Genomic DNA, 22,904 nt, shown 5'->3' on the forward strand with positions numbered 1-22,904 from the left:
CACCGGCGCACTCATTTCGGGATATCGCGGCTCGCCTCTGGGCGGCTATGACCAGCAGGTCGTAGCGGCCCGGGAGTATCTCGAGCCGCTCGACATTCACTTCCAGGTCGGTGTCAACGAGGACCTGGCAGCGGCCGCCCTCTGGGGCACCCAGCAGCTGCATCTGTCGCCAGGCGCCCGCAAGCAAGGCGTTGTTGGGTTCTGGTATGGCAAGGGGCCGGGCGTGGACCGCTCGGGTGACGTGCTCAAGCACGCAAACGCCGCCGGCACGTCTGCCTATGGCGGCGTCCTCTGTTTTGCCGGCGACGATCATGCGGCCAAGTCTTCGTCGATCCCGCACCAGTCCGACCATGCCTTCATGTCGGCGCTGATGCCGGTGCTCTACCCCTCCTCGATCCACGAGTTCCTCGAAATGGGGCTGCTCGGCGTCGCCATGTCCCGCTATTCAGGGTGCTGGGTGGGGATGAAGTTCATCTCCGACACTGTGGAAACCACGGCCTCGGTGGACCTCGCTGGCGAGCAGCGCCAGTTCGTGCTGCCTACCGATTTCGAAATGCCGCCCGGTGGCCTCAACCTGCGCTGGCCCGACCCACCCATGGCGCAGGACGATCGGTTGCAGAATTACAAAGGCTACGCCGCCATCGCCTTCGCCCGCGCCAACAAGGTGGACCAGGTGGTGCTCGATACCCCCAATGCGCGGTTCGGCATCGTCGCCTCGGGCAAGGCCTATGAGGACGTGCTGCAGGCCCTCAAGGAACTCGAGATCGGGCCGGAAGAGGTCAAGGCGATCGGGTTGCGGCTGTACAAGGTGCGCATGCCCTGGCCACTGGAGCCCGAGGGTATTCGGCATTTTTCCGAAGGCCTGGAAGAGGTGCTGATCGTCGAGGAACGCCGCGAGATCATCGAGAACCAGATCAAGCAGCAGCTCTTCAACTGGCGCGCCGATGTGCGCCCGCGCATCATCGGCAAGCTGGATGACAAGGACCATCATGTGCTGCCGCTATCGGAGATGCTGACGGTGGGCACGGTGGCGCGGGCCATCGCCGGACGGCTCCTGCAGTTCGGCTTCGACGCCAGCCTCAAGGCGAAGATCGCGGTGGAGCTGGACTATCTCGAAAAGCGCCATGCGCTGACTCAACACCACGTGGCGCCCCTGCTGCGCACGCCATATTATTGCTCGGGCTGCCCCCACAATACATCCACGCGGGTGATCGAGGGCAGCCGCGCGGCGGCTGGCATTGGCTGCCACTACATGGTGCAATGGATGGACCGGCGGACCGAAACCTTCTCGCATATGGGTGGGGAGGGCGTGCCGTGGACCGGCATGTGCCATTTCACCGACGAAAAGCACATGTTCGTCAATCTTGGCGACGGCACGTATTTTCACTCGGGTATTCTCGCCATCCGCCAGGCGGTCTCGTCGGGTGCCAATGTCACCTACAAGCTGCTCTACAATGACGCGGTCGCCATGACGGGCGGGCAGCGCGTGGACGAGCACCTGACGCCGCAGCGGGTGACCCACCAGCTCTATCAGGAAGGCGTCAAGCCGATCTATTTCCTCACCGACAAGCCCGAGGCCTATGATGCGAGCGAGCTGGCGCCGGGCGTAATCCTCAAGCATCGCGACTTCATCGACGCTGTGATGGAAGAGGTTCGCGAGGCCCCCGGTTGCTCGGCCATCGTCTACGAACAGACCTGCGCGGCTGAACTGCGAAGACGACGCAAGCGCGGCCTCGCGGTGGAGCCGGACAAGCGCGTCTATATCGAGCCCTCGGTTTGCGAGGGATGCGGCGATTGTTCGGTGCAGTCCAACTGCATCTCGATTGAGCCGCTGGAAACCGAGTTTGGTCGCAAGCGGAAGATCAACCAATCGAGCTGCAACAAGGACTATTCCTGCCTCAAGGGGTTCTGCCCGTCTTTCGTCACCGTACATGGCGGCGCGCTGCAAAAACGGGCACCGCTGGCGGCCTTCGATGCAAGCCAATTGCCGGCCCCCGATGTGCCGGAGTTGACGGCCAAGCCCTGGAACATCGCCATTACCGGCGTGGGCGGCAGTGGCGTATTGACCATCGGGGCACTCCTGGGCATGGCGGCGCATGTCGATGGCAAGGGCGCCATGGTGCTCGACATGGCCGGGCTGGCACAAAAGGGCGGCGCGGTGCTGAGCCACATCCGGCTGGGGGCGAGGCCAGAGGATGTGAGCTCCCCCCGCATCGTCACTGGCGGTGCCGACCTGCTCCTGGCCGCCGACGATGTCGTGGCGGTATCCAAGGAAGGCGCCCAATTGTGCGACCCGGCCCGCACCCATGGCGTGGTCAACACTCATCTGGCGCCGATCGCCGACTTCGTGCGCAACCGCGACCTTGATTTCAAGACGGTGGAGGTCGAGGCCACGCTGCGCCGGCAGCTCCGATCCGACGAGCATTTCACCAACTTTACCGCCATCGCCGAGGCCGTTGCCGGCAACGCCGTCGCCACCAACGTCCTGATGTTGGGCTATGCCTGGCAAAAGGGGCTGGTGCCGCTCAGCCGCGAGAGCATTGCCGAAGCGATCCGGCTCAACAAGGTTGCGGTCAATGCCAACCTTGCCGCCTTCGACTGGGGCAGGCGGGTGGCTGTCGACCCCGTGGCCGTACACGCAGCGATCGACGGGCCGGCCGGGCCGCCGGTGCTCGATGACATGAGCCTCGACCAGCTGATTGCGCACCGCGCGCAACATCTGGCCGACTATCAGGATGCGGCGCTGGCTCGGAAGTATCGTGACGTGGTCGCGCGGGCGCGAAACCTTGCCGGCGAGAAGGTCGCCCGCGCCGTGGCCAACACCTATGCACGGCTCCTCGCCTACAAGGACGAGTATGAGGTGGCCCGGCTCTATACCCGTCCCGAATTCCTGGCCGGGCTCAAGGCGCAGTTCGACGGTGACTATCGGATTGAGTTCAACCTGACCCCACCCTTCCTGCCCGGCAAGGCCGCCAATGGCCGGCCGAAGAAGCGCAGGTTCGGCCGCTGGATGCTGCCGGTGTTCCGGCTGCTGGCCAGCATGCGACGCCTGCGCGGAACTCCCTTCGATGTCTTCGGGTTCAGTCATGACCGCAAGCTCGAACGGGCGCTGATCGGCGAATACGAGGACCTGCTCGAACAGGTTCTGGCTGGGTTCGATGGGCGCAAGACCAGGCAGGCGGTGCAATTGCTCAGCCTTCACGACCAGGTACGCGGCTACGGGCCGGTCAAGGCTGAGGCTGCCGAGAAAGTCAGGGCCGCGGCCGCCGAGCTTCTGAACGCCTATCGATCGCCATCGCCGGTGCCCGCAGTGGCCGCCGAATAACGGGGGAAATTCATGTTCACGACCGGAATGAGTTTTGGGCTGGGCGAGGAGATCGAGGCGATCCGGGCGACGGTCAGCCGCTGGGCCCAGCAGCGCCTGGCGCCGCGGGCGGCCGAGATCGACCAGACCAATACTTTCGCCCGCGACCTCTGGCCGGAGCTGGGGGAAATGGGCCTATTGGGCATAACGGGGGACCCCGAATATGGCGGGTCGGGCATGGGATACGTCGCCCATGTCGTTGCCGTAGAAGAGATTTCCCGTGCCTCTGCCTCGATTGGGCTAAGCTACGGGGCGCATTCCAATCTCGCCGTCAACCAGATCAACCGGCACGGTACGGTCGAGCAGAAGCGGAAATATCTGCCCAAATTGTGCTCGGGCGAGCATGTCGGGGCCCTGGCGATGTCCGAGCCGGGTGCCGGTTCGGACGTGGTGGCGATGCGCCTCGCAGCGGTCAAGAAAAGCGGCGGATACGTCCTCAACGGCACCAAGATGTGGATCACCAATGGCCCCGATGCCGAGACACTGATCGTCTACGCCAAGACCGATCCAGACGCGGGCCCAAAGGGGATCACCGCCTTCGTCATCGAGAAGGGTTTTACTGGCTTCAGCACCGCGCAGAAGCTCGACAAGCTGGGCATGCGCGGCTCCAATACCTGCGAGCTCGTGTTCACCGATTGCGAGGTGCCCGAGGAGAACGTCCTGGGCTCCGTGGGCGGTGGCGCCAAGGTGTTGATGAGCGGGCTCGACTATGAGCGGGTGGTGCTGTCGGGCGGCCCGCTGGGCATCATGGCGGCGGTCATGGACCTGGTGATCCCCTATGTGCATGAGCGCAAGCAGTTCGGCCAGGCGATCGGCGAGTTCCAGCTGATGCAGGGCAAGCTGGCCGATATGTATACGACATTCTCGGCCTGCCGGGCCTATGTCTACGCCGTGGCCGCCGCCTGCGACCGGGGCGAGACGACCCGCAAGGACGCGGCCGGCTGCATCCTCTATTCGGCCGAGAAGGCGACGCACATGGCGCTCGAGGCCATCCAGACACTGGGCGGCAACGGCTATATCAACGAGTACCCTGCCGGGCGCTTGCTGCGTGACGCCAAGCTCTACGAGATTGGGGCTGGCACTTCAGAAATTCGGCGTATGCTGATTGGACGGGAACTGTTCGCAGAGGCGCGCTGACATGGCGGTCATCAAGTCGTCGATCACCCGGCGCAGCGGGGGTTTCGATGCCAATGCCGCAGCCATGGCGGCAGCGCTTGACCAGGTGGCCGCAGCGGCGGAGACCGCCCTGGCGGGCGGCGGGCAGACGGCGCGGGACCGGCATGTGGCGCGCGGCAAGCTCCTGCCACGCCAGCGCATCGATGCCCTGCTCGATCCGGGTTCGCCTTTTCTCGAAATCGGGCTCTTTGCCGCCCACGGCATGTACAATGGTGCCTCGCCCGCGGCGGGCGCCATTGCCGGCATCGGTCGGGTGGCGGGTCGCGAAGTTATGGTGGTGTGTAACGACGCCACGGTGAAGGGCGGCACCTATTATCCAATGACGGTCAAGAAGCACCTGCGGGCGCAGGAGATCGCCGCGGAGAACGAGCTGCCCTGCGTCTATCTGGTGGATTCGGGAGGCGCCAACCTGCCCAGCCAGGACGAGGTGTTTCCCGACAAGGAGCATTTCGGCCGCATCTTCTTCAACCAGGCCAATATGTCGGCCCGCGGCATCGCCCAGATCGCCGTGGTGATGGGGTCGTGCACCGCCGGTGGCGCCTATGTGCCGGCAATGTCGGACGAGGCGATCATCGTCAAGGACCAGGGCACGATCTTCCTGGCCGGGCCGCCGCTGGTGCGCGCGGCGACCGGCGAGGTGGTTACCGCAGAGGAGCTGGGCGGCGGCGATGTCCACACGCGCCTTTCTGGCGTGGCCGACCATCTGGCGCGCGACGATGCCCATGCCCTCGCGCTGGCGCGGCGGGCGATCGCCAACCTCAATGGCGGCAAGCGCGTGCAGAAGCAATTGGAGACGCCCGAGGACCCGCTATACGATCCGGACGAGATTGTCGGCATCGTGCCGGCCGATCCTCGTACCCCCTATGATATCCGCGAGGTCATCGCCCGCATCGTGGACGGCTCGCGCTTCGACGAGTTCAAGGCGCGCTATGGAACCACGCTGGTCTGCGGCTTTGCCCATGTCCACGGCATGCCGGTCGGCATCGTGGCCAATAATGGCGTGCTGTTCTCCGAAAGCGCGCTCAAGGGCGCCCATTTTGTCGAGCTGTGCTCACAGCGGAAAATTCCGCTGGTGTTCCTGCAGAACATTACCGGCTTCATGGTGGGCAAGCGCTATGAAGCGGGCGGCATTGCCAAGGACGGGGCCAAGCTGGTGACGGCGGTGGCGACGACACAGGTGCCCAAGATCACCATGCTGGTTGGCGGCTCGTTTGGCGCCGGCAATTACGGCATGGCGGGGCGCGCCTATGGCCCGCGCTTCCTCTGGACCTGGCCCAATTCGCGCATCTCGGTCATGGGTGGCGAGCAGGCGGCGGGCGTTCTCGCAACGGTCAAGCGCGAGAGTATCGAACGATCGGGCAAGGGCTGGACGGAGGACGAGGAAGCCGCGTTCAAGGCGCCGGTCATCGCCCAGTTCGACGCCCAGAGCCACCCGCTCTATGCCTCGGCGCGCCTCTGGGACGACGGCATCGTCGATCCGCGTCAGACCCGCAACATCCTTGGCCTCAGCCTTTCGGCGACGCTCAATGCGCCGATCAGCGAGACCCGGTTCGGCCTGTTCAGGATGTGATGATGTTCAAGACAATCCTGATTGCCAATCGCGGCGAGATCGCCTGTCGGGTGATCCGCACCGCGAAGCGCCTCGGCATCAGAACCGTGGCGGTCTATTCGGACGCTGACGCTGGCGCGCTGCATGTAGCGCTGGCGGACGAGGCACACCGGATCGGCGCCGCTCCCGCGAGCCAGAGCTATCTGCGCGGCGATGCCGTCATCGAGGCGGCGCTGGCCAGCGGTGCGCAAGCGATTCATCCCGGCTATGGCTTCCTGTCGGAGAATGCCGATTTCGCCGAGGCCGTTGCGGCCGCCGGGCTAGTCTTCATTGGACCTTCCGCGGCGGCGATCCGCGCCATGGGGCTCAAGGATGCCGCCAAGGCGCTGATGCAGGAGGCCGGAGTGCCGGTCGTCCCCGGCTACCATGGCGCCAGCCAGGACGTCGGCGTGCTGGCAGCGGAGGCTGAGCGGATCGGCTATCCGGTGTTGATCAAGGCCCGGGCCGGCGGCGGCGGCAAGGGCATGCGGCGGGTGGATGACCCGCGCGACTTCGCCGAAGCGCTGGCGGGGGCGCAGCGCGAGGGACTGGCGAGTTTCGGGGATAGCCACTGCCTGATCGAGACCTATGTCGCGCACCCGCGCCATATCGAGGTACAGGTGTTTGGCGACAGCCACGGCAATGTGGTGCACCTGTTCGAGCGTGACTGCTCGCTGCAGCGGCGGCACCAGAAGGTCATCGAGGAAGCGCCAGCGCCGGGCATGACCGCCGAGATGCGGGAGGCGATGGGGGCCGCGGCTGTGCGGGCGGCAAAGGCCATCGGCTATTCCGGCGCCGGCACGGTCGAATTCATCGTCGACGCCAGAGACGGGCTACGGCCGGACCGCTTCTACTTCATGGAAATGAACACGCGGCTGCAGGTGGAGCATCCGGTGACCGAGTTCATCACCGGGTTGGACCTGGTGGAACTGCAGCTGCGCGTGGCCGCAGGCGAGGGGCTCCCGTTCGGCCAGCACGATCTCACGATCGATGGCTGGGCCTTCGAGGCCCGTATCTATGCCGAGGATGCCGCCAGGGACTTTTTGCCTGCGCCCGGCACGCTAGGTCACCTGCGTCTGCCGGAGACGCAGGCGGCGGTGCGCGTCGACAGCGGCGTACGCCAGGGCGACGCCATCACCACCCACTATGACCCATTGATTGCCAAGCTCATCGTGCATGGGCCGGACCGCGCGGCCGCCCTGAACCGGCTGCGCGGCGCGCTGGCCCGGTGCCAGGTAGCCGGCACGGTGACCAATCTGGCTTTCCTCGCCGCCTTGACCGCCGACGCGGACCTCGCCAGCGGCGATGTCGACACCGGGCTCATCGCCCGCAAGCAGGAGGCTCTCGTGGCTCCCCCAGATCTTCCGGACGTTGCCGTGGCACTGGCGGCGCTGACCGCGCTGCAATTGCCGGGCAAACCGGACCCCGATCCCTGGGGCGCTCGGGATGGCCGGCGGGCCTGGGGCAAGGCGAGCCATCAGGTAACGCTGCATGGCGATACAGCGCTGCCGGTAGCGGTGACGCTGATGCCGGGCAGCTATGAAATCGAGGCGCGCGGCCGCCGCTTCCGCGTCACCCTACCCTCGCCGGGTCGGTTGAGCCTCGACGGCGTGGTCACCGATGCCGAGGCCGTGCGCGTCGGCAACGCCATCACTATCTTCACCCATGGGGCAGCCTTCACCGTCCAACTGCACGACCCGCTCGACGGCGAGGCAGAGGACGCGAGCACGGCCGATCATGTGATATCGCCTATGCCAGGCGCGGTCCGCGCCGTGCTGGCGGCTCCGGGTCAACGTGTGGGCCCCGGTGAGGCGCTGCTGGTCGTTGAGGCGATGAAGATGGAATACACGCTGCGCGCGCCCCGCACCGGTCAGGTGGCAGACGTGCTGGTGAATGTAGGCGACCAGGTGGACCAGGGCGCCGTGCTGCTCAACCTCACGCCGGAGGCGTGAGCATGGCCGATCGCGTCACCATCTACGAGGTTGGTCCGCGGGACGGGTTGCAAAGCCAGCAGCGGCTGATTGCGACAGAGGATAAAATCAGGCTGGTTGACCTGCTCTCCGACTGCGGCCACAGCCGGATCGAGGTCGCGAGCTTCGTGTCGCCCAAGCTAGTACCGCAGATGGCCGACGGCGCCGAGGTTCTGGCCGGCATCGCGCGCAGGCCCGGCGTGGTCTATGCGGCACTGACACCCAATATGCGCGGCTACGAAGCGGCCAGGGCGGCGCGGGCCAACGAGGTCGCCGTCTTCGCCTCGGCATCCGAAGGCTTCTCCCGCGCCAACATCAACGCCACTATTGCCGAGAGCCTGGAGCGCTTCCGCCCGGTTCTTGTAGCGGCCGAAGCCGACGGTCTGCCGGTGCGCGGCTATGTCTCCTGCGTCACCGATTGCCCCTATGACGGACCGACGCCACCGGCCAGCGTGGCCAGGGTCACCGAGGCGCTGCTGGCGATGGGGTGCTACGAAGTCTCGCTCGGCGACACGATCGGCTCGGCGGTGCCCGCGACGACCGCTGCCATGCTCGACGCGGTGCTGGCAGTGGCGCCAGCCGCGCGGCTCGCCGGGCATTTCCATGACACGCGAGGCCGGGCACTCGACAATATCGAGGTCTGTCTCGATCGGGGTATCACCACGTTCGATGCCTCGGCCGGCGGGCTGGGCGGTTGTCCGTTCGCGCCGGGGGCCAGTGGCAATGTGGCGACCGAGGCGGTCGCCGAAATGCTGCATGATCGCGGTTTCGACACCGGGCTCGATGCGACTAGACTAGCCGCCGCGGCGCGCTTCGCTCGCGGCCTGCGCGAGGTGAACTGATGGCATCCTCCACCCTGCTGTTAGAAGTCGACAATCGCGGCGTCGCGACGCTGACGCTCAACCGACCTCAGCGGCACAACGCCCTCGACGCCACCATGATCGCGGAACTGCAGCAAACCGCCAGCATGCTGGCGGCAGATAGCGCGGTGCGTGTGGTGGTGCTGACCGGAGCCGGAGCCAGTTTCTGCGCCGGTGGCGACCTCGACTGGATGCGGCAACAGATGACAGCTAGCCGCATGGAGCGCATCGCCCAGGCCCGTTTGCTGGCCGAAATGCTGAACGCCCTCAATACCTTGCCAAAGCCGCTGATCGGCAAGGCGCAGGGCGCGGCCTATGGCGGTGGCGTGGGACTTCTATGCGTGTGCGACGTGGCACTGGCGGCCGACACTGCGCGGTTCGGGTTGACCGAGACGCGACTGGGGCTGATCCCGGCGACCATCGGCCCCTATGTGATAGCGCGACTGGGCGAGGCCATGGCGCGCCGGGTGTTCATGTCCGCTCGCATATTCGATGCGGCCGAGGCGATGGCGCTGGGCATCGTGGCGCGGACAATTGCCCCGGGGCAACTCGACGCGGCGGTGGAAGCCGAGGTGGTGCCCTACTTAGCGGCGGCGCCGGGCGCGGTGAGCGCGGCCAAAACACTCGCGCGGCGGCTAGGCCCGCGGATCGACGCAGCGGTGATCGAGGCAAGCGTGACCGCGTTGGCAGACGTCTGGGAAACTGAGGAAGCCCGCGAGGGCCTGGCCGCGTTCTTCGACAAGCGCAAGCCCGGCTGGGCGTTGTGAGGAGACAACCATGAAAATCCTGGTGCCGGTCAAGCGGGTGGTCGACTTCAATGTCCGCATCCGGGTCAAGCCTGACGGATTGGGGGTCGACCTGGCCAATGTGAAGATGTCGATGAACCCGTTCGACGAGATTGCGCTTGAGGAGGCGGTGCGGCTGATAGAGGCCGGCACGGCCAGCGAAGTGGTGGCGGTGACCATCGGGCCTGCAGTGGCGCAGGACGTATTGCGCACGGCGCTGGCAATGGGGGCGACGCGGGCCATCCTGGTCGCGACCGAGGTCGCACCCGAGCCGCTGGCTGTCGCCAGGATTCTGGCCCGGCTGGCGCGCGACCAGGGCGCGGACCTGGTGCTGCTGGGCAAGCAAGCGATCGACGACGACGCCAACCAGACAGGCCAGATGCTGGCAGCGCTGCTCGACTGGCCACAAGCCACCTTTGCCTCTGAGGTGTCCATCGATGGCGACACAGTCCGGGTGGTTCGCGAGGTTGATGGCGGCACGCAGACGCTGGAGCTGACGCTGCCCGCGGTCGTCAGCGCCGACCTGCGGCTCAACCAGCCGCGCTTCGTTAGCTTGCCCAATATCCTCAAGGCGCGGAGCAAACCGCTCGATCAGACCGACCCTGGGGCGCTGGGCGTTGAGATGACGCCGCGGCTCAAGGTGCTGCGCACCGAGGAGCCGCCGGCGCGCAAGGCCGGCATCATCGTGGCATCGGTGGATGAGCTGATCGACAGGCTACGGGCGCAGGCCCTATTGTAACGAAGGGAGTGTCACGCGTGACTGTTCTTGTGCTGGCCGAACATGATGGGGTGCGCATCTCGCCCGATACGGCGCGAGCGGTCGGCGCGCTGACGGCGCTCGGCGATACGGTTCATGTGCTGGTGGCGGGGAGCGGCGTCAGTGAGATCGCCGCTTCAGCCTCTCGTATCGGGGGCGTGGGTAAGGTGCTCCATGCCGATGGACCAACCCTCGAGCATCAGCTGGCCGAGCCGTTGGCGGCGCTCATCGTGTCGCTCGCGGGCGAGTATGAGGTCATTGCCGCCGCCGCTTCGAGCACCGGCAAGAGCACGATGCCGCGGGTGGCGGCGCTGCTCGATGTGATGCAGGTGTCCGACGTGATCGCGGTCGAGGGACCGCGTGTGTTCAAGCGGCCGATCTATGCCGGCAATGCCGTCCAGACGGTGGAGGCCACCGACGACAAGACCGTACTGACCATCCGTACACCGGTATTCGAGCCCGCGGCGGAGGGTGGGAGTGCGCCCCTTGAGGCCGTAGCGGTGCCGGAATGGAGCGGCCGCACGCGGCATATCGAGACGCGCAAGGCGGTCAGCGACCGGCCGGAGCTGGGCGCCGCGCGGGTCGTGGTGTCGGGCGGGCGGGCGCTGGGCAGCAAGGAGCAGTTCGACGCGCTGCTGGGGCCGCTAGCGCACAAGCTCAACGCGGCGCTGGGCGCCTCGCGCGCGGCGGTGGATGCAGGCTACGCGGCCAACGATCTCCAGGTGGGGCAGACCGGCAAGATCGTGGCGCCGGACCTCTATATTGCCTGCGGTATTTCGGGGGCTATCCAACATGTAGCGGGTATCAAGGCGGCCAAGGTGATCGTTGCGATCAACTCAGACCCCAGCGCGCCGATCTTCGCACTGGCCGACTATGGCCTGGTGGGCGACATCTTCACACTGGTGCCGGAGCTGACGGCCAAACTCTAGAGGACCGCATGGTCGACGCCATTGATCTCAAGATCCTGCGGGTGCTGCAGCAGGAGCCCGACATTGCCATGACCGAGTTGGGCGAGCGAGTGGGGCTCAGCCATACCCCATGCTGGCGGCGCATCAAACTGATGGAGGCGCAGGGCGTTATCCGCGGGCGGGCCCTGCTGCTTGATCCCGCGAAGGTGGAGCTGGATGTCTCGGTGATCTGCTTCGTCAAACTCAATCACCATGACGAGGATGCGCTCAACGCCTTCGAGGCCGAGGTGATGCGGCTCCCATTCGTGGTGCAGTGCTATTCGATGTCCGGCGAGCACGACTACATGCTGCGGGTGGTGTCGCGCGACGTCAAGCATTACGAGGAGTTCGTCAAGCGCTCGCTGCTGCACCTGCCCAGCGTTGCCTTCGTCAATTCCAGCTTCGCGTTGCGCGAGGTCAAGAACGTCACGGTGCTGCCGGTTTGATCGGACGGTAACCCGAACCTCGGCGTGGCTGGATTTACCACACGTCGCCAAATGGGGCCGCCGTCGCGGCCCCCTCGAACATCAGCTCCCGCGCTTGGTGGCACAAATAGCAAAGCGTTCGGATGCAAGCCGCTCCGCGGCGCGCCAGAACGGCATTTTCCGCGCCTGCGCCAGGTGGATGTCCCAGAGATTTCGGTCGACGACGATATCCACGAATCCGGCCATTTGTAGCAATTCCACGACTGCCTCTGCTGGCATGCCGTCGTTGAAATACACCTGTTCGCGAATACGGCGATGCCGCTCGGCAAGTGCCGGTTCCATATGCCCCTTGGCCGGCGGAAGCCCCAGTGCACGGTCCACGGCACCATGGAGCAGGGACACCCAGCTGGGCCTGCCCATATTGCCATCAACGATCAGAAGCTTGCCACCCGGCTTGAGTACGCGGTGCCATTCCGCAAAGGCCGCGGGCACATCCACCAATGTCCACACCAGGTGGCGATTGGTGATGGCGTCGTAGCTTTCGTCCGGTTCACTGGTGTTTTCAGCATCCCGGATGATGAAGCGAATATCGGTGCCGCGCTTGGCCGCCTTGGCACGCGCCTGTGCCAGCATGGCGTCCGACCAATCCAGGCCTGTCACCTGAAAACCCATATCGTTCATCAGGTGGGAAATGACGGCCGTGCCGCAGGCCAGATCGAGCAGGGGACGCTTCTGCCCCTCTCCAAGATGCTTGCGGATGAGGCGATGCCAACCGCGCCGCTCGGCTTGGCTGAAAACTTCGTGACCAACGCTCTGGTCGAAGGTCGCAGCGCGCTCTGACCAGAACTCGCGGATTTCGTCGCGGATGGAATAATTGCTCAACTCACTCATGTAGATACCCCGTTGCCATGCCAACATGTTGGAATCGCTCTAAAAGATAATTCTTGATTCCATTTGTCATATTTCATACTGCGAGTTGTCTTTCAACACCGGAGTGCGTGGCATGTCCATTCGCAACACTGCCCTGGCCGCCTTGGCCGGGACCGTCCTCTTCTTGCCTGTCGCCAGCTTTGCCGATCCCTTTACGGTCACCGATGTGGCTGGGCGCGAGGTCGCCTTCGAGGGTCCGGTGGAGCGGGTCATTCTGGGCGAAGGTCGGCTGGTCTACGCACTGGCCGCCATTGAAACGGAAAACCCGTTCGCCCATGTCGTCGCCTGGCGCAACGATCTCAACACAACCGACCTGACCGGCTTCAACAACTACATCGCCGCCTTCCCGGAGGCCGCCGAGATTCCATTCCTGGGCAACCTCACCGACGGCACGCTGCAGACTGAAACCGTGGTTGATCTGGCGCCCGACGTGATGATCCTGACCATCGGCTCTAAGGCGGCAGCGGACGAGGTCAAGCTTGAAGAGATGCTCGACCAGGTTGGCGTGAAGCTGGTCTATGTCGACTTCCGCGAACACATCCTCGACAATACCGAGCCCAGCCTGCGCGTGCTCGGCCAGCTTTTCGACAAGAGCGAACGCGCCCAGGAGATCATCGACTTTTGGGACGAGCAGACAGCTCGTGTCACCGATGTATTGGCCAGGGAAAACCCAGAAAAGCCCGTGGTCTTCATGTATCGGGCGGCCGGTCTGGGCGATTGCTGCGGCAGCTTCGGCACTGACAATTACGGCAAGATGGTCGAACTGGCCGGCGGCATCAATCTGGGTGCGGAATTCCTGCCCGGTTATACCGGCACGATCAATCCCGAACAGGTGATTGCATCCAATCCAGAGATAATCGTGGTGACCGGTTCGGACTGGACCAATTCACCCTCGACCAGCGCCGATGGCCCCTCCTATGTCAATGTGGGTCCGAACGCAGCCAGCTCCGCCGATCAGAGCAATCAGGCCCTGTCAGCGCTGATGGAGCAGCCCGCCTTTACCGACGTCAAGGCCGTCAATGACGGCAAGGTCTATGCCATCTGGCACCAGTTCTATGCCAGCCCTTACCAGTTTGCCCCCATCCAGCAGATGGCCAAGTGGTTCCATCCCGAGCTGTTTGCCGACCTCGATCCGGAAGCGACCTTCCGTGAGTTCCACGAGCGCTTCCTGCCCGTGCCTTACGAGCCCGGCTACTGGCTGGCGCTGAACGAGGAATAGGCCGATGGCACCGGCAACTGCCGATGCTGTTGCTCAGGAGGGGCGCGGTTTCTACCGCGCCCTGGCCTGGCGGCGCATCCTGATCATCGTCGGCTTCACCATTGCGCTGGCGCTCAGCTTCACCGTCGACATCGCCTGGGGCCCCGCCCGATATGCGGTAACCGACGTCATTGCCGCAATCGTCACGCCCGGCAGCGTCACCGACCAGGTCAGGGTGGTGGTCTGGGACATTAGGATGCCCATGGCACTGATGGCCATCATCACTGGCGCGGCGCTGTCGCTTGCCGGGGCCCAGATGCAGACCATCCTGGCCAACCCGCTGGCCAGCCCCTTCACCCTCGGCATATCGGCCGCCGCCAGCTTCGGCGCCGCCCTGGCGATCGTGATGGGTGTCTCCATCGTTCCGCTCGCCACCAACTTCATGGTGCCGCTCAATGCCTTCGTCATGGCGCTGGTGGCGACCCTGATCATTCATTTCATTTCCCAGGCACGCGGCGTAACGGTGCAGACCGTGGTGCTGCTGGGGATCGCGCTGGTCTTCACCTTCAATGCCCTGCTGGCATTCCTGCAATATCTGGCGTCCGAGCAGGCGCTGCAGAGCGTCGTATTCTGGACCATGGGCAGCCTCACCAAGGCCACTTGGGAGAAGATCTGGATCACCCTGGCGGTCGTGGTCTTTGCCATTCCCATGTTCGCGCGTCACGCCTGGGCACTCACGGCCATCCGGCTGGGTGAGGACAAGGCCGCCAGCTTCGGGGTGAATGTCCGCGCCATTCGGCTCGAATCCATGCTCATCGTGGCCTTACTTGCGGCCGTGCCCGTCAGCTTCGTGGGTACTATCGGCTTTGTCGGGCTGGTCGGGCCCCATGTCGCGCGCATGCTGGTGGGCGAAGACCAGCGCTTCTTTCTGCCGACCTCGATCCTGGCCGGTGCGCTACTGCTGTCGGTCACCTCAGTGGTCTCCAAGTCCATCCTGCCCGGCGTGGTCTTTCCCATCGGCATCATCACGGCCCTGGTGGGTGTCCCCTTCTTCTTCTCGCTCATTCTCTCCAATGTGAGGCGGTCATGGTAACCATCGCGCTGGACAATATCGGTGCCTATTACGGGCGTCGCCTGACGGTCGAGGGGGTGAGCACGCCTCACTTCTCCTCGGGCGAGATCGTGGCGGTGATCGGCCCCAATGCCGCCGGTAAGTCGACCCTGTTCAAGCGCATGGCCGGTCTGTTGCCTGGCCCCGGCGCGGTGCAGGTCGAGGGATCGAGCAAAGGCAAGCGCGCCATCAGCTACATGCCGCAGGATACGTCGGCCAATGCGGTGCTGACGGTCTATGAATCCATCCTCCTCGCCCGCAAGCAGGGCACCGGCTGGTCTGTAAGCGACGAAGACCTGGTACTGATCGATGGTGTGATGACCGCGATCGATATCGCCGACATCGCTTTCCGCAATCTTGGCGAACTGAGCGGCGGCCAGCGTCAATTGGTGAGCATCGCTCAGACCCTGGTGCGCGAGCCCGACGTGTTGCTCATGGACGAGCCGACCAGCGCGCTGGATCTGCATCGGCAGATGGAGGTTCTGGCCTTCATGCAGCAGGTCGCCCGCGACCGCGGCATGATTGTCTTCATCGCCATTCATGACCTCAACCAGGCCATGCGCTTTGCCGACAAGGCGATTGTCATTGAGCGCGGCAGTCTGAAGGGCGTCGGGCCGACAAGCGAGGTCATCACCGCGCAATTGCTGCGCGACGTCTATCGGATCGACGCGCGTATCGAGCCATGCTCACGTGGTCATTTGCAGATCATCGTCGACAGTGTTGCCGGGCCTGAGGCTCAATCCGCCGGGGGCGTAAGAAAGGCGGCATGAACCCCGCGTGGACAAGCAATTGAGGGCCAGAGGCGCTAGCGGCTGCTGGCCTTTCTGGCGTTGAGGATTTGGGCGATATCGGACGCCTCCATCGGTCGCCCAAGGTGATATCCTTGGCCTATGTCGCATCCTGCTGCGAGCAAGGCCTGCAATTGTTCAGCAGTTTCGATGCCCTCGGCCAGCACGGTTTTCCTCAGACTTTGTCCCATTGCGATGATGGATTCCAGCAGGGCACGATCAGCAGGTGTCTGGTCCATGCGCCTGACGAAACTCTGGTCGATCTTGATCGTGTCGAACGGCAGCGTGGTGAGATGGCTAAGGGCGGAATAGCCGGTGCCAAAGTCGTCCAGCGACAATCCGATGCCGCGCTGACGCAGGGATCGCGCCAACTCCTGCGCTGCCGCCACGTCCCGCAGCACCGTGCCCTCGGTCAGTTCGATCTCCAGCCGGGTCGCAACGAGACCCGAGGTAGCAAGTGCGTGCTCGATGTCAGCGATCAGATCGGTGTTCTGCATTTGGCTCGGCGAAACGTTGACCGCAACTCGGCCGGACCAATTCCAGCGCATAGCATCCCGACAAGCGGTCAGCAGCGCCCAGCGCCCGAGACGGATCATGTCGCCCGACTCTTCGGCCAGCGGGATGAACTCGCCAGGTGAGACTGCACCCAGTTCCATATGGTTCCAACGCATCAACGCTTCGACGCCAACCACGGCGCTGCTGCGCAGGTCGTACTGCGGCTGATAAACCAGGCGCAGCTCGCCGCGGTCGATTGCTTGATGAAAGTCGACACTAAGGCGGCGGCGATGCTGCAGCGCCTCTGCCTGGCCTGCAGCGAAACCGGCAACCAGCAGACCCGAGCGCTGCCCGTGCATCAGTGCCGCTTCCGCATCACGGAGCAGCGCGCCCTGCCTGAAGGTACCCCGGGCAAAGGCAAAGCCGAACGCGATCCGTACAGGATGTCCCCCTGTTTGCAGTACCCCGCCGATTGCCATTTCGATGTCTCGACAATGCTCGTCGACCTCGGAATCATCACATTCACGGGGGAAACGAAGGCAGAATATGTCCTCCGCAATATAGGCAAGTTGCGCGCCCCCAGTGTGGCGCAAACGTTGGGCAACCGCCGCCAGAGCGCCATCGGCCACATCGCCCCCGAGAGTCGCACGCACTTGGTCCAGTCTGTGAACGGCAATCAGGATCACAGTGTTGACCGCGGGATCCATCCCCGCAGTCTCGATGAGCCCGACCCGCGACAGCGCGTCCGTCACCTGCTCGTGGGTCGCCAGGTAGGAAAGGCGCTGCTGCGCGATGCCGCGGCGGCTGGTTTCGTCTTGCGCGACGTGGACCAATTCGAGAGCCAGCAGAGCGCCTATTGTCACATGCAGCATTGCTGTGTCGACAAGCCAGCCGGAACTTGCATAGGCCACCAGTGCGACAATCTCGGCTCCGACGGACACGGCCACGCCGGTCGCCACAAGCATGGGCAGCAACCGGCGTCTGCGGACCAGGGCGAAGGCAAATGCCAGCGCAGCAGCTATGCCGGCGGCCGGCGCCCAGCCCAACATATGCAATTCGCGGCGTTGCAACAGTGTCTCGGTCGCCAGCGCCTGAAGCACCGGCCCAGTCAGCAAACCGTAGCGGGGGACCGCGAAAATGTCGCGCAGTTCCACCGCGGTCGCCCCAATGACCACGCGCTTGTCACGAATCCGCTCGTCCGGGATGCGTCCTCGCAGCAGGTCGATGAACGATATCTGGTCGATCGCGTCCGCACGGATACCGAAATCAATGCCCGGCGCGGTCTCTGTCAGGTCATTGCGCCCGGCCAGTATCGCGGACAGCGCCGGAACTGTGCCACCCGCCGTTGCCAGCTCCGCGACGATGCGGGTCGCCAGCCCATCCCGACCCAGGATGACATTGACCGCCGCCGGGCCGGCATAGGCCAAAAATCTGTCCAACGGGAGCGACACAAAATTCTGCTCGCCAACCATCTGCTCGAATGCACCCAACCACGCAAAGCCGCCGGCCCGCTCAAGCGCATCAGCCAATGCCTGGTCGTCGGCCGGGTTGCTGGCACTGCTGAAATCTATGTCGAACGCAATCTCCGCAGCGCCCATATCCAGCAGGGTGTTCAATGCATCGGCATGAAGCTGCCTTGGCCAAGGCCAGACGCCGACTTCCGCCAGACTTGGACTGTCAATGGACACCACGACGACGCTGCCCGTCGTCGATCGTCCCGCGAGGGCGAAACGGCTATCCTGCAGCAGACGATCAAGGGAGTTGAATGCACCCAACCCTCCAAGCATGGTCATGCCAGCAACGGTCAGCATGCCAAAGACTGCCCAGAACCAGGAACGCACGGTGATTTCCTATCGCCGAAGTTTCTCAGTCTTAGCCTGACCAGGTAAAGGAGGTGTCACCGCCTGGGTTCGCACGCCAACTGAGCGGGCGCAGCAGCGTCTAGAGAGGTCGGGGGGTGACGATGCCCCTGCGTCGGGCCAAGTGTGGACGTCTAGCAGAAACGAGACGTCGCCAACCGCCCGGAACAACAGGACCGGTCACGGGCCGTTGCTCGTGGGGCGTACCGGATCGGACGAGAATGTTACGTCGATCTGGATGACCGTGCCCTCCGCCGATAGTGCGCCGGCGCTTCCGGCAGCGCCGGAGACCACCGCAATTCGGCCCGGTTCAAGCGGGCAAGCTGCATCAGCCACGGTGAGGATGGGATGCCCGGCGAGACAGAGAAACAAGCTCCGATCGCCAAGAGCGGCGGTCGACGACGCGTCCCGGTGAATGTGCACCATCGCCGACGCCTTGCCGCGCATCGTCATTACATTGAGATCGCGAGAGGGGCCGCGAACGGCTTCGGCGCGCGTCGTCCAGTCGCCGGAAAACTGCACGGGCCGCAAGGGCTGGACCGGCGCGACCCGGCCATGGTCGGAAAAATCGAGATCAAAGCCCGGCCCCTCGATCAGGGTCAGGATGCGGTCGATGCCCGGGAACAGCGAAAACGCCCCCGCCTCGACGACGTCTGCGGTCGAGACACGCCAAAGCATGGCGCCGGCGGGGTCGTCTTCGCGCGCCATCTCGATTGTGGTGCCCAGGCCATTGCGCCAGGGCATGGCGCGGAAGTCGCCCGGGCCGAGCAGCGCGATACGCATCAGGGCGCCAGCGACGGCAGGTCGAGGCCTTTCTGGCGGGCCCAATCCTGAGCGATCTCGTAGCCCGCATCGGCGTGACGCATCACCCCGGTCGCGGGGTCGTTCCAGAGCACCCGCGCGATGCGCTTGGCCGCCTCCGGCGTCCCATCGGCGCAGATCACCATGCCTGCATGCTGCGAAAAGCCCATGCCGACGCCGCCGCCATGATGCAGCGACACCCATGTGGCGCCGCTGGCGGTGTTGAGCAGGGCATTGAGCAGCGACCAGTCCGAGATCGCGTCCGAGCCATCCTTCATCGCCTCGGTTTCGCGATTTGGTGAGGTCACCGAACCGGAATCGAGATGGTCGCGGCCGATGACGACCGGCGCTTCGAGCTCGCCATTGGCGACCATTTCGTTGAAAGCCAGGCCCAGCCGGTGGCGATCGCCAAGCCCGACCCAGCATATGCGGGCCGGCAGACCCTGGAAGGCGATGCGCTCGCGCGCCATGTCGAGCCAGTTGTGCAGGTGCGGATCGTCCGGAATCAGCTCCTTGACCTTGGCATCGGTCTTGGCGATGTCATCAGGATTGCCCGACAAAGCCGCCCAGCGGAAGGGGCCAATGCCCCGGCAGAACAGCGGGCGGATGTAGGCGGGCACGAAGCCGGGGAAATCGAAGGCATTGATGACGCCCTCTTCCTTGGCCATCTGCCGGATATTGTTGCCATAATCGAAGGTGGGAACGCCGGCTTCGTGGAAGGCGAGCATGGCCCGGACATGCACGGCCATCGACTGCTTGGCGGCGGAGACCGTTCCCGCCGGATCACTGGCGGCGCGTTCGCGATATTCGGGCCAGCTCCAGCCGATGGGGAGATAACCGTTGAGCGGATCGTGCGCCGAGGTCTGGTCGGTAACCATGTCCGGGCGGACGCCGCGTCGCACCATTTCGGGCAGGATTTCGGCGGCATTGCCGAGCAGCGCGATAGAGATCGCCTTCCGGTTGGCAACGGCATCGGCGATCATGGCGAGTGCCTCGTCGAGGTCGCGGGCCTGCACGTCGACATAGCGGGTGCGCAAGCGGAAATCGATCGACTGCTGCTGGCATTCGATGGCCAGGCACGCCGCCCCGGCCATGGTCGCGGCAAGAGGCTGCGCCCCACCCATGCCGCCAAGGCCGGCGGTGAGAACCCAGCGGCCGCCGAGGTCGCCGCCATAGTGCTTGCGCCCGGCCTCGACAAAGGTCTCGTAGGTGCCCTGCACGATGCCCTGGGAGCCGATATAAATCCAGGAGCCAGCGGTCATCTGGCCGTACATCATCAGGCCGAGCCGATCGAGTTCGTTGAAATGCTCCCAGGTCGCCCAATGCGGCACTAGGTTGGAATTGGCGATCAGCACCCGCGGCGCATCGGCATGGGTCTTGAACACGCCGACCGGCTTGCCGGACTGCACCAGCAGCGTTTCGTCGCCTTCGAGGCGTCGCAGCGTGTGGACGATCCGGTCATAGGCATCCCAATCGCGCGCGGCGCGGCCGATGCCGCCATAGACCACCAGCTCCTTGGGATTCTCGGCCACGTCCGGATCGAGATTGTTCATCAGCATGCGCAGCGGCGCTTCGGTCAGCCAGGACTTGGCGGAGAGGACCGTGCCGCGCGGCGCACGGATTTCGACGTCCCGATAACGGCTGTTGCTCAGCATGGCGGCTCCACATGTATAGAGTTGTATATGTAAGTTATCAAACTCTACAGCATTGGCAACCGGCAAAATGACGGCACTCGCGACAGGTCAGCCGCGCGACTGCGTGTTGAAGAAACCCTCCATGCGGTAGCGGGCGCCGGGGTAGAGCAGCCGGACCGCGGTAACGCAGCGCGCCGCCGACCAGGTGCGGCGGCGGATCAGGAGACATGGATCGGCAGGCGAAATGGCCAGCAGTTTAGCCTCCCAGGCCTGGGGCAGCACGGCCTCGACCACATGCTCGGCCTGCGACAGCGGGGCGACGGCGGTGAGATAGGCATAGGGCGTGGTCTGGGTGAAGTCCTGATCGGCATAGTCGGGTGCCACGCCGGGATTGACGTAGCGGTCTTCGACCTGGGCGGGCACGCCATTCTCGAAATGCACGATGATCGAGTGAAACACCACCTCGCCGATGCCGATCCCCAGAGCATCCGAAATCTCAGGCGCGGCGGCGTCGCGCTGCATGCGAATGATCTCGGCGGTATGGGTATGGCCGCGCTTGCGGATTTCGTCGGCGATATTGCGGACCTCGAACAGGGCCGTGCCACCCTTGCGCTCGGCCACGAACGAGCCGACGCCCTGGACACGCTTTATGATCCCCTCATTGGCGAGTTCGCGCAGGGCCCGGTTGGCCGTCATCCGGCTCACGCCGAGCTCGCTGACCAGCTCGTTTTCCGAGGGCACGCGGAAGTTCGGCGGCCAGACGCCGCTGTCGATACGCTCATGGATGAGTTGCTTGACGGCGACATAAAGCGGGCCGGCATCCGAGGCCTGCAATGCATCGGCGCCAAATGCACCCTGCCCCGCTTTGAGCACCTGACCACCAACCGTCTTGTTCATGCCGCCACTTTCCGCAGAATCTGCATTTGCACAGTTTTTGACATTTTTCGCTTGCACACCAGCATTAATTATCTATGGTTCCCTATACAACCAATGACAGGCAGATGGTCATGGCCGGGCGCGCCGCTCTCCGCATCTTCGCTTCACAGGCCCTGCTCGGCAGCGGGTGGGCAACCGATGTCGCGATATCGGTCGGGCCGGACGGCACCATAATCGCCATCGAAACGGACGCCGCCACACAGATCGGTGACGTCGTCGCGGCTGGGCCCGTGCTTCCGCCGCTAGCCAATCTGCATTCGCACGCCTTCCAGCGCGCCATGGCAGGCCTAGCCGAAGTCTCGGGTCATGGCGACGACAGTTTCTGGACCTGGCGCGACACCATGTATCGCATGGTCGGCGCGCTTTCGCCCGACGATGTCGAGGTGATCGCGACCCGACTGTATATCGACATGCTCAAATGCGGCTATGGCCGGGTCGGCGAGTTCCACTACCTCCATCATGACCAGTCCGGCGCGCCCTATGCCGACCGCACCGAGATGAGCGGACGCATCCTGGCCGCCGCCACAGCCAGCGGCATCGGCATGACGCTGCTGCCGGTGTTTTACGCCCATGCCAATTTCGGCGGCGTGGCACCCACCGAGGGCCAGCGCCGCTTCATCCATGGCATCGACGACTTCCTCGCCTTGATAGAGGCGCTGCATCCCCAGGCGGTCGCCGCTGGAGCGACGCTGGGCTATGCCTTCCACTCGCTGCGCGCCGCAACGCCCGAGGAGATGCGCGCCATCCTGGACGCCGCGCCGGGTGAGGGTCCGATCCACATCCACGTCGCCGAACAGCAGGCTGAGGTCGATGCCAGCCTCGCCTGGTCCAGACGGCGCCCGCTCGCATGGCTCCTCGATGAGATGCCGGTCGATGCGCGCTGGTGCCTGATCCACGCCACCCATGCCAATGACGACGAAGTGCGGCGACTGGCAGCGAGCGGCGCGGTGGCGGGCCTCTGCCCGACCACCGAGGCCAGTTTGGGCGACGGGATTTTCCCGGCCATAACCTATCGCGGCCTGGGCGGGCGGTTCGGCATCGGCTCGGATAGCCATGTCTCGACCAGCCCCAGCGAAGAATTGCGCCTGCTCGAATACGGACAGCGCCTGCGCGACGAGCGCCGGGTGCGGCTGGTGAATGGTCCGGGCCGGTCCAATGGCCGGGATCTGTTCGATACGGCACTGGCCGGTGGTGCGCAGGCCCTGGGACGGGCAGTCAGCGGCCTGCAGGTCGGCGCCGCGGCCGACCTCGTGGTGCTCGACGGCGCCGATCCATTCATC

18 protein-coding genes are annotated in these 22,904 nt (G+C 64.8%); 13 read left to right on the forward strand and 5 right to left on the reverse strand.

The window, feature by feature from the left end:
- The 9 genes from V6M52_RS04065 to V6M52_RS04105 form a co-directional block, all read left to right on the forward strand.
- On the forward strand, positions 1 to 3,325 hold a 3,325-nt coding region (locus tag V6M52_RS04065; RefSeq protein WP_332699713.1), incomplete at its 5' end, for an indolepyruvate ferredoxin oxidoreductase family protein.
- Positions 3,326 to 3,337: 12 nt separating this feature from the next.
- Complete coding sequence (locus tag V6M52_RS04070; protein WP_332699716.1) at positions 3,338 to 4,501, forward strand: isovaleryl-CoA dehydrogenase; 1,164 nt, start codon at positions 3,338 to 3,340, stop codon at positions 4,499 to 4,501.
- A 1-nt stretch (position 4,502) separates the two neighbouring features.
- A complete protein-coding gene (locus V6M52_RS04075; RefSeq protein WP_332699720.1) occupies positions 4,503 to 6,110 on the forward strand; it encodes a carboxyl transferase domain-containing protein in 1,608 nt (535 codons plus the stop codon).
- Between the two features lie 2 nt (positions 6,111 to 6,112).
- Entirely contained in the window at positions 6,113 to 8,080 is a 1,968-nt protein-coding gene (locus V6M52_RS04080) for an acetyl/propionyl/methylcrotonyl-CoA carboxylase subunit alpha (RefSeq protein ID WP_332699750.1), read from the forward strand.
- Positions 8,081 to 8,082: 2 nt separating this feature from the next.
- Positions 8,083 to 8,940 carry a hydroxymethylglutaryl-CoA lyase gene (locus V6M52_RS04085; RefSeq protein WP_332699723.1) on the forward strand — a complete coding sequence of 286 codons (858 nt, stop codon included), beginning with the start codon at positions 8,083 to 8,085 and terminating at the stop codon, positions 8,938 to 8,940.
- A complete protein-coding gene (locus tag V6M52_RS04090; RefSeq protein WP_332699726.1) occupies positions 8,940 to 9,725 on the forward strand; it encodes a crotonase/enoyl-CoA hydratase family protein in 786 nt (261 codons plus the stop codon). The genes V6M52_RS04085 and V6M52_RS04090 overlap by 1 nt, the downstream gene beginning before the upstream one ends.
- Positions 9,726 to 9,735: 10 nt before the next feature.
- A complete protein-coding gene (locus tag V6M52_RS04095) occupies positions 9,736 to 10,482 on the forward strand; it encodes an electron transfer flavoprotein subunit beta/FixA family protein (RefSeq protein ID WP_332699729.1) in 747 nt (248 codons plus the stop codon).
- Between the two features lie 17 nt (positions 10,483 to 10,499).
- A complete protein-coding gene (locus tag V6M52_RS04100) occupies positions 10,500 to 11,429 on the forward strand; it encodes an electron transfer flavoprotein subunit alpha/FixB family protein (protein ID WP_332693343.1) in 930 nt (309 codons plus the stop codon).
- Between the two features lie 8 nt (positions 11,430 to 11,437).
- Positions 11,438 to 11,893 carry an Lrp/AsnC family transcriptional regulator gene (locus V6M52_RS04105; RefSeq protein WP_332693340.1) on the forward strand — a complete coding sequence of 152 codons (456 nt, stop codon included), beginning with the start codon at positions 11,438 to 11,440 and terminating at the stop codon, positions 11,891 to 11,893.
- An 81-nt stretch (positions 11,894 to 11,974) separates the two neighbouring features.
- Here the strand turns inward: V6M52_RS04105 and V6M52_RS04110 are convergent, their stop codons facing one another.
- Positions 11,975 to 12,790, reverse strand: a complete 816-nt coding sequence (locus V6M52_RS04110) for a methyltransferase domain-containing protein (RefSeq protein WP_442881808.1) — start codon at positions 12,788 to 12,790, stop codon at positions 11,975 to 11,977.
- An 85-nt stretch (positions 12,791 to 12,875) separates the two neighbouring features.
- On the opposite strand from V6M52_RS04110, the gene V6M52_RS04115 reads away from it, so the two are divergent.
- The 3 genes from V6M52_RS04115 to V6M52_RS04125 are packed head-to-tail and all read left to right on the forward strand — an operon-like array spanning position 12,876 to position 15,881.
- Positions 12,876 to 14,021, forward strand: coding sequence for an ABC transporter substrate-binding protein (locus V6M52_RS04115; protein ID WP_332699732.1), 1,146 nt, complete (start codon positions 12,876 to 12,878; stop codon positions 14,019 to 14,021).
- A gap of 4 nt (positions 14,022 to 14,025) precedes the next feature.
- On the forward strand, positions 14,026 to 15,093 hold the full coding sequence (locus V6M52_RS04120; protein WP_332699735.1) for a FecCD family ABC transporter permease: 1,068 nt from the start codon (positions 14,026 to 14,028) through the stop codon (positions 15,091 to 15,093).
- On the forward strand, positions 15,087 to 15,881 hold the full coding sequence (locus V6M52_RS04125) for an ABC transporter ATP-binding protein (RefSeq protein WP_332699738.1): 795 nt from the start codon (positions 15,087 to 15,089) through the stop codon (positions 15,879 to 15,881). Before V6M52_RS04120 ends, V6M52_RS04125 begins: the two co-directional genes overlap by 7 nt.
- Positions 15,882 to 15,916: 35 nt before the next feature.
- Here the strand turns inward: V6M52_RS04125 and V6M52_RS04130 are convergent, their stop codons facing one another.
- The 4 genes from V6M52_RS04130 to hutC all read right to left on the reverse strand — a co-directional run bounded on the left by V6M52_RS04130 (position 15,917) and on the right by hutC (position 21,585).
- Positions 15,917 to 18,235, reverse strand: a complete 2,319-nt coding sequence (locus V6M52_RS04130; RefSeq protein ID WP_332693325.1) for a putative bifunctional diguanylate cyclase/phosphodiesterase — start codon at positions 18,233 to 18,235, stop codon at positions 15,917 to 15,919.
- Between the two features lie 198 nt (positions 18,236 to 18,433).
- A complete protein-coding gene (locus tag V6M52_RS04135; RefSeq protein WP_332699741.1) occupies positions 18,434 to 19,036 on the reverse strand; it encodes a HutD/Ves family protein in 603 nt (200 codons plus the stop codon).
- Positions 19,036 to 20,709 carry a urocanate hydratase gene (gene hutU / locus V6M52_RS04140; RefSeq protein WP_332699744.1) on the reverse strand — a complete coding sequence of 558 codons (1,674 nt, stop codon included), beginning with the start codon at positions 20,707 to 20,709 and terminating at the stop codon, positions 19,036 to 19,038. Before hutU ends, V6M52_RS04135 begins: the two co-directional genes overlap by 1 nt.
- Positions 20,710 to 20,796: 87 nt before the next feature.
- The gene (hutC, locus tag V6M52_RS04145) at positions 20,797 to 21,585 is read right to left on the reverse strand and encodes a histidine utilization repressor (protein ID WP_332699747.1); all 789 of its coding nucleotides are present in this window, start codon (positions 21,583 to 21,585) and stop codon (positions 20,797 to 20,799) included.
- A 110-nt stretch (positions 21,586 to 21,695) separates the two neighbouring features.
- On the opposite strand from hutC, the gene hutF reads away from it, so the two are divergent.
- Positions 21,696 to 22,904 (forward strand): formimidoylglutamate deiminase (gene hutF / locus V6M52_RS04150; protein WP_332699756.1); only part of this gene is annotated, 1,209 nt, incomplete at its 3' end.

It is taken from the genome of Devosia sp., assembly GCF_036676215.1.
Taxonomy (GTDB): domain Bacteria; phylum Pseudomonadota; class Alphaproteobacteria; order Rhizobiales; family Devosiaceae; genus Devosia.

What these genes read in the sequence shown, in the direction of transcription:
- V6M52_RS04070 (WP_332699716.1), top strand. Translation starts at nt 3,338, where the DNA reads ATGTTCACGACCGGAATGAGTTTTGGGCTGGGCGAGGAGATCGAGGCG.
- V6M52_RS04075 (WP_332699720.1), top strand. Translation starts at nt 4,503, where the DNA reads ATGGCGGTCATCAAGTCGTCGATCACCCGGCGCAGCGGGGGTTTCGAT.
- V6M52_RS04080 (WP_332699750.1), top strand. Translation starts at nt 6,113, where the DNA reads ATGTTCAAGACAATCCTGATTGCCAATCGCGGCGAGATCGCCTGTCGG.
- V6M52_RS04085 (WP_332699723.1), top strand. Translation starts at nt 8,083, where the DNA reads ATGGCCGATCGCGTCACCATCTACGAGGTTGGTCCGCGGGACGGGTTG.
- V6M52_RS04090 (WP_332699726.1), top strand. Translation starts at nt 8,940, where the DNA reads ATGGCATCCTCCACCCTGCTGTTAGAAGTCGACAATCGCGGCGTCGCG.
- V6M52_RS04095 (WP_332699729.1), top strand. Translation starts at nt 9,736, where the DNA reads ATGAAAATCCTGGTGCCGGTCAAGCGGGTGGTCGACTTCAATGTCCGC.
- V6M52_RS04105 (WP_332693340.1), top strand. Translation starts at nt 11,438, where the DNA reads ATGGTCGACGCCATTGATCTCAAGATCCTGCGGGTGCTGCAGCAGGAG.
- V6M52_RS04110 (WP_442881808.1), bottom strand. Translation starts at nt 12,790, where the DNA reads ATGTTGGCATGGCAACGGGGTATCTACATGAGTGAGTTGAGCAATTAT.
- V6M52_RS04115 (WP_332699732.1), top strand. Translation starts at nt 12,876, where the DNA reads ATGTCCATTCGCAACACTGCCCTGGCCGCCTTGGCCGGGACCGTCCTC.
- V6M52_RS04120 (WP_332699735.1), top strand. Translation starts at nt 14,026, where the DNA reads ATGGCACCGGCAACTGCCGATGCTGTTGCTCAGGAGGGGCGCGGTTTC.
- V6M52_RS04125 (WP_332699738.1), top strand. Translation starts at nt 15,087, where the DNA reads ATGGTAACCATCGCGCTGGACAATATCGGTGCCTATTACGGGCGTCGC.
- V6M52_RS04135 (WP_332699741.1), bottom strand. Translation starts at nt 19,036, where the DNA reads ATGCGTATCGCGCTGCTCGGCCCGGGCGACTTCCGCGCCATGCCCTGG.
- hutU (WP_332699744.1), bottom strand. Translation starts at nt 20,709, where the DNA reads ATGCTGAGCAACAGCCGTTATCGGGACGTCGAAATCCGTGCGCCGCGC.
- hutC (WP_332699747.1), bottom strand. Translation starts at nt 21,585, where the DNA reads ATGAACAAGACGGTTGGTGGTCAGGTGCTCAAAGCGGGGCAGGGTGCA.